Below are 6,137 nucleotides of genomic sequence, written 5' to 3' on the forward strand. Positions count from 1 at the left end.
TCGGCCCGCATCGAGCATCAGTACTGGTAGCGCAGGTTCAGCGCCACGTTGCGCGGTTCGCCGTAATAGCCGCCGTTATAGAAACCCACGCGGCGGAAATACGTCTTGTCGAACAGGTTGTTGACGTTCAGGCTGGCCGACAGTTTCGGGTTGATCTGGTAGCGCGCCATCAGGTTGGCCAGCACGTAGCTGCCCTGGCTGACGCGGATCTTGCTTTTGTTCGGCAGGGTGGCCATCGTCCAGATTTCGCTCTGCCAGTTCAAGCCGCCGCCGATGGTCAGGTTCTGCAGTTCGCCCGGCAGGCGGTAGGTGGTCGAGACGCGCAGCATGTTGGTCGGCTGGATGGTATTGGTCACCACGCCCTTGCCCGTCTTCGAGGTACTGTGCGTGTAGCCGGCGAACAGCTGCCAGCCGCGCAAGGGGCTGCCCGACACTTCTGCTTCGTAACCTTTGCTTTTCGTGCCCTTGCCCGTCGACATATACGGACGGCTGCCGTCCGGCAGCACGAAGGTGGGCGGCACCGACTTGTCTTCCTCGCCCAGGTTGTCCTGCTTCGCCTCATACACGGCGAACGAGGCATTGATGGCGCCGTCGAGGAATTCGCTCTTCACGCCCGCTTCCACGTTGCTGCCCGTGATCGGGTCGAGGAAGGCGTTGTTCTTGTCCTTCAGGTTTTGCGGCTTGAACAGGTCCGTGTAACTGGCGTACAGCGAGGTGTTCTTGCTCACGTCCAGCACCAGGCCCGCATATGGCGTGACGACGTCGTCCGTTTTATACGCGGAGCTGCGCTTGACGAAACGGCCCTGGGTGTCGTAACGGTCGTTATACGTTTCCCACTTCGACACGCGCGCGCCGGCCAGTACCTTGAAGTTGTCCGTGACGTTGATGCGCGTGGCGATGAAGGCGCCCGACTGTTTGGTGGTGGCGACGTCGCGCGCGCCCGTGCGCGTCAGGCTCGGTTCGGGCACGTCTCCCGTCCAGTTGCGGAAGTCGGGGATGATGGTGGCGAACGGCAGCGGATCGGACAGCAGGGTTTCATTCGTCGTGCCGGTGCGCTTCCAGCCGTTCACGCCCAGCACCAGGTCGTGCCGGCGGCCGAACAGGGGGAAACTGCCATTGGCCGACAGGTCGAAGTTGTCCTGTTTTTCATCGTAGGGGAAGGCGCCGCTCCAGACTTCCAGGCCGCTGCCGTCGCGTTTCGGATAGCCGCTGCCGCCGTAGAACAGCTTGCCGTTCGAGGAACTGTCCAGGCGTCCGTAGGCGGCCTTGAGCTTCCAGTCGCTGGCGAAGCGGTGCTCGAGGTAGACGTATTTGTTTTCGAATGCGCGTTCCCAGCTGCTCCACTTGGCCGCCATGTTGAACGAGCGGGGCATGTTGGCCGGCGTGCCGTCCGCGAAGAACAGGGGCGTGGTGCCCCAGCTCGTGCCTTTCGGCGTATTTTTCTGGTAGTCGATGCCGGCCGTGAGCAACGTTGCAGGCGTCAGATCCGCCTCGACGATGACGGCGCCCACTAATTTGCGTTCCCGGTACAGGTCCATGTAGGAATGGCGGTTCTGGCCGGCCACGACGACGCGCCCGCGGATGCTGCCGTCCGCATTCAAGGGCGCGCTGATGTCGCCTTCGAGCCGGACCTTGCTCCACGAGCCGACGGTCAGGCCGGCCGAGGCGGAAAATTCCTTGCCCGGACGCTTGTGCATCATGTTGATGGTGGCCGACGGGTCGCCATTGCCGCTGACCAGGCCCGTGGCGCCGCGCACGATTTCGATACGGTCATAGATGGCCGTGTCGAACAGCGCATTCGCCCCGGAATTGACGGCCACGCCGTCGATCTGGTAATTGCCGATGGAAAAACCGCGCGCCGAAAAACTCGTGCGTTCGCTATCGTTTTCCTGCACCGTCACGCCCGTCGACTGCACCAGCACCTCGGCCAGGCTGTTCAAGCCCATGTCGTCCATGCGCTGGCGCGTCACCACGGAAATCGATTGCGGCGTTTCGCGGATCGACAGACCCATGCGCGTGGCCGTGCCCATCTGTTTGGTCGTGTAGGAACCCGTGTGCTCCGTCGATGCCTTGTCTTGCTGGCCCAGCACCTTGATTTCGCTCAAGGTGGTTTCAGCGGGCGTGGCCGGCGTTTCCGCTGCCACGGCCGCGCTGCTCCCCAGCGCCACCGTCAGCAAGGCTGAATGCACGGCGGCGGCCAGCGGACGCAGGCTGATGTTGCCAACGGATGGGGAAAACGGGCCGGCAACCATGCCGGCCAGCGAACGTGCTCGCGCCATGAAACATCCTTCTTCTCGACTGCCGCCGTCGTGCGGCCGGCGTTTTTGGTATGGGAGGCTTGCTTGGCGGGGATGCCTGGCTGGCGCAGCGTGTCATCCAGCTGCGCATCAGCCAGCCGGCTGCGTGCAGACTCTGGTGAGAGTCTAAATGTGAATGAGAACTATTCTTATTATAGTGTGGGGTTGCGATACATGCAAGAGTGCGATGTTGTAAACGCACACGGCCGCCCCAGTGCCGGCGGCGGCCGTAGATGCGATGCTGGCTGCGAGGCGCTTACAGCGCCGGCGTGTAGCGCACGGTCAGGATGATGTTGCGCGGTTCGCCGAAGTAATTGCCGCGGCGCAATTCGCCCGTGGCGGCCCAATAGGCCTTATCCGTCACATTGGCGATGCTGAGATTGGCGCTCCAGTTGCGGTTGAACACGTACGAAGCGCGCGCATCCCACACCGCGCGTCCGCCGTTGCGGAAACTCACGTCAGGATTGTCATCGGCCCGATAGACATAGCCGCTTTGCGCCGAGACGCCGCCGCCCACCGTCCAGTGGTTCCACGCGCCGGGCAGGCGGTAGCTGGTCGACACGCGCAGCATGTGCTTGGGCGTGACGGTGGGCGGCGTCTCGTCGCCTTCGCCGCGCGCGATGTTGTAGGTATAGCCGGACGACAGCTGCCAGCCCGGCAGCACTTCGCCGCTGGCGTCCGCATCGATGCCCGTGCTGTGGATGGGGCGGCCATTGCGGTAGCAGCTGCCCGTCATGTCCCACTTCAGGCAATCTTCATTGCTGGCCTCGTCGTACACGGCCGTGTCGCGCTTGTTGATGCGAAAGGCGGCCAGCGCCACGTTCAGGCGCCCGTCGTACAGCTCGCCCTTCACGCCCGCCTCATAGGTGTCGCCGACGACGGGTTTCAACGGTTGTCCGCCCAGCGTGTAGTACAGGCTCTGCGGCTGGAAGATGCTGGCGTAGCTGCCGTACACGGACCATTGCTTGCCCAGGTCGTGCACCAGGCCCGCGTAGGGCGTGAATTCGCGGCTTTCCTTGTAGCGGCTGACGGGATCGGTGGCCAGCTTGCCCGTGGTCTGCTTGTCGAACCAGCTCAGGCGGCCGCCCAGCAGCAGATGCAGGTCCGGGCGCAGTTCCCAGCGCGTGCTGGCGTAGGCGCCGTAATGCTGCTCGTTCAGGTGCGGCAGCGAGTCCCAGGCCGGATGCGCGGGCTGCGCGAGCAGCGTATTGTTCGGATGAAAGACGTCGAAGGGCAGGCCGGGCGAGGTCGAGGCCGCGTGGTCGTCGGTGACGGCGCGCGAGGCGTTCATGCCCAGCAGCACCTCATGCCTGCCGCCCCAGGCCTGAAAAGTGCCGCCCACGTTGGCGTCCAGGCCTGTGGTGACGATATCCTGCTTGCGGTAGTTGACCGTGTACAGGCGCGCTCCCTGCTGCGTGGCGGGGTCGACGCTGCCGCGCACGATGGCCGCCTGCTGGTCGAAGGCTCCATAGGTGCGGTTGATGGCAACCTTGGTCTTCCAGTCGCCGCCAAAGCGGTGTTCGAGGTCGGCGAACAGCTCGCCGATGGTGGCGTCGTGGCGGTTCCAGTCCTGCGCCAGCGAGGTCGAGCGGCGGAGCGGCAAGGTGGCGCCGTCGCTGTAGCGGGGCAGGCCGAACAGCCAGTAGCCGTCCGTCACCGTGTGCTGGCGGCGCGCGCCGGCGCGCACGGTGGTGGCGGCGTCGAGGTCGGCCTCGACGATGCCGTAGAACAATGGCATGCGGCTGTGCGCCGCGTCATAGAAGTAATCGCGCTCTTCATAGGCCACCAGCGCGCGGCCGCGCACGGTGCCGGCCGCGTTCAGCGGCGCGCCCGCGTCGAGCTCCACGCGGCGCTGCTGCCAGCTGCCCACGGTGGCCGTCAGATCCGCGTGCGCTTCGGCGCGCGGGCGCTTGCGCACCAGGTTGGCGACGCCGCCCGGCGTGCCGGCGCCGACGATCAGGCCGGCCGAACCGCGCAGGATTTCCACGCGGTCGTACACGGCCATGTCGGGAATCAGCCAGCCCGTGGCATTGTCGGAAATGCCGGGCATGCCATCGATCAGGTAAGACAGGGCGTTGCCGCGCGACAGGAATTCATGCGAGCCGAAGCTGCGGTTCATGCGCGTCAGGCCCGTGCTTTGCTCCAGCACCTGGTCCAGGGTGAACAGGTTCTTGTCGTCCATCTGCTGGCGCGTGACGACGGACACGGATTGCGGCGTCTCGCGCAGCGAGCGCTCGGCGCCCGCCAGTGTCACGGCGCGCGTCGTGTAGGCGCCCGTGCCTTCGCTCGTGGCCGTGCGCTCGCCATTGGCCATCACCGTGATTTCCGACAGGGTCGCCGTCTCGCCCGTGGCCTTGGGCAACGCCTTGATGATGACGGCGTTGCCGTCGATGGACGCCTGCAAGCCGCTGCCAGCCAGCAGGCGCTCCAGGCCATCGCGCACGCTGAGGGTGCCGCTGAGAGCGGGCGCCGTCTTGCCGGCCACCAAGTCGGGTGAAAACAGCAGTGGCAGATTGGCTTGCCGCGCCAGTTCATTCAGGGCTTGCCCCAGCGGCTGGGCGGCGATGGACAGTTTGACGGGCGACAAGGTTTGCGCCTGTGCGGCGCTGAGCGTGCCCAGGGCCAGCATGGCGGCCAGGGCGAAGGGGGCGGGTTGCAGATTGAAGCGGGGGGACCACATGTTGCATTTCTCCAGGTTAATTTATTTTCGATTAACCTGGTAGACGCGGCAGCGGGAAAAATCCTCACCTGCGAATGCGAATTATTTTCATTTATTTTTTTGGATGTGCATGGCCGGTGCCTGCGCAGGCATTTTTGCCGCCATGCGGATCTCGCTGGCGGCGCCCGTGCGCACGAGCTGCACGGGCAGCAGCTGGGGCAGGGCGGCGGCGAAGCGGTCGAGCTGGGCCAGGCTGAAGCTGCCGCCGATGCGCAGCCGCGCCACGGCGGGATCGCGCACGGCCAGGCCCGTGTCGCCATAGCGCTCGAACTCGGCCAGCGCCGCGCCCAGCGGCACGTTGTCGAAGGTGATCCTGCCGTCGCGCCATGGCGCCACGCTGCCGGGGGCCAGGCTGGCGACGGCGGACAGGCGGCCGCCGGCATCGGCCGTCACGCCCTGGCCGGCCGTCAGGTCGACTTGCTCTTGCCGCGCGCCCGCCACGCGCACATGGCCATGCTGCACGGCCACGCGCAGCTGGCCGTCGTGGGCCAGGGTGTTGCGCACGGCAAACTGCGTGCCCACCACCGTCACCGTCAAGGGGCCGCTGAGCACGTTGAACGGCTGCCCTTGCTTCGATTGCACCTGGAACAGCGCTTCGCCGTGCGCCAGGCGCACTTCGCGCCGCTGGCGGTACACGGTGACGTGCAGCTGCGTGGCCGTGTCGAGCTGCAGCTTGCTGCCGTCGGGCAGGGCGACGGCCAGGCGCTGGCCCCGCGCGGTGGCGTACGACTGGCTGAACACGGCTTGCTGCTGCCACCACTGGTAGCCGCCCGCGCCCACGCCGAGCAGCAGCATGGCGGCGGCCGCATACGGCAAGGCGCGCAGCCAGTGCCGGCGGGGAGCGGAAGCCGGCGGGCCTTGGGGCACTTGCCAGCGCGCGGCGACATGGGCGGGAATCCGGCGCGCCGCGCGGTGCGTATCTTTTAGCTGCGCATACTCCTGGGCGTGACGCGCATCGGCCCCCAGCCAGGCGGCAAACTCGGCCTGTTGCTGCGCATCAAGGTTGCCGCGCCGGCTGAACCAGGTGGCCGCCGCCAGCGCCAGCGGGTCCTGCGTGGCGGCAAAGTCGGCGTACTCGCGCAAGTCCGCCTGCTCCTGGGCGGAGGGGCCGAAATCATGGC

The 6,137-nt window shown here is 66.2% G+C and carries 3 protein-coding genes; all 3 read right to left on the bottom strand.

Annotated elements, in window-relative coordinates:
- Positions 1-17 precede the first annotated feature (17 nt).
- The gene (locus tag AC07X6_RS27780; RefSeq protein ID WP_494793107.1) at positions 18-2,279 is read right to left on the bottom strand and encodes a TonB-dependent siderophore receptor; all 2,262 of its coding nucleotides are present in this window, start codon (positions 2,277-2,279) and stop codon (positions 18-20) included.
- Between the two features lie 274 nt (positions 2,280-2,553).
- Positions 2,554-4,977 (bottom strand): TonB-dependent siderophore receptor, encoded by a 2,424-nt coding sequence (locus tag AC07X6_RS27785; protein ID WP_494793108.1) that lies wholly within the window; start codon positions 4,975-4,977, stop codon positions 2,554-2,556.
- An 87-nt stretch (positions 4,978-5,064) separates the two neighbouring features.
- The coding region (locus tag AC07X6_RS27790) for a FecR family protein (RefSeq protein WP_494793109.1) at positions 5,065-6,137 on the bottom strand (1,073 nt) is incomplete at its 5' end.

This window comes from Janthinobacterium sp. GW460-12-1-14-LB5 (genome assembly GCF_059423585.1).

What these genes read in the sequence shown, in the direction of transcription:
- AC07X6_RS27780 (WP_494793107.1), bottom strand. Translation starts at nt 2,279, where the DNA reads ATGGCGCGAGCACGTTCGCTGGCCGGCATGGTTGCCGGCCCGTTTTCC.
- AC07X6_RS27785 (WP_494793108.1), bottom strand. Translation starts at nt 4,977, where the DNA reads ATGTGGTCCCCCCGCTTCAATCTGCAACCCGCCCCCTTCGCCCTGGCC.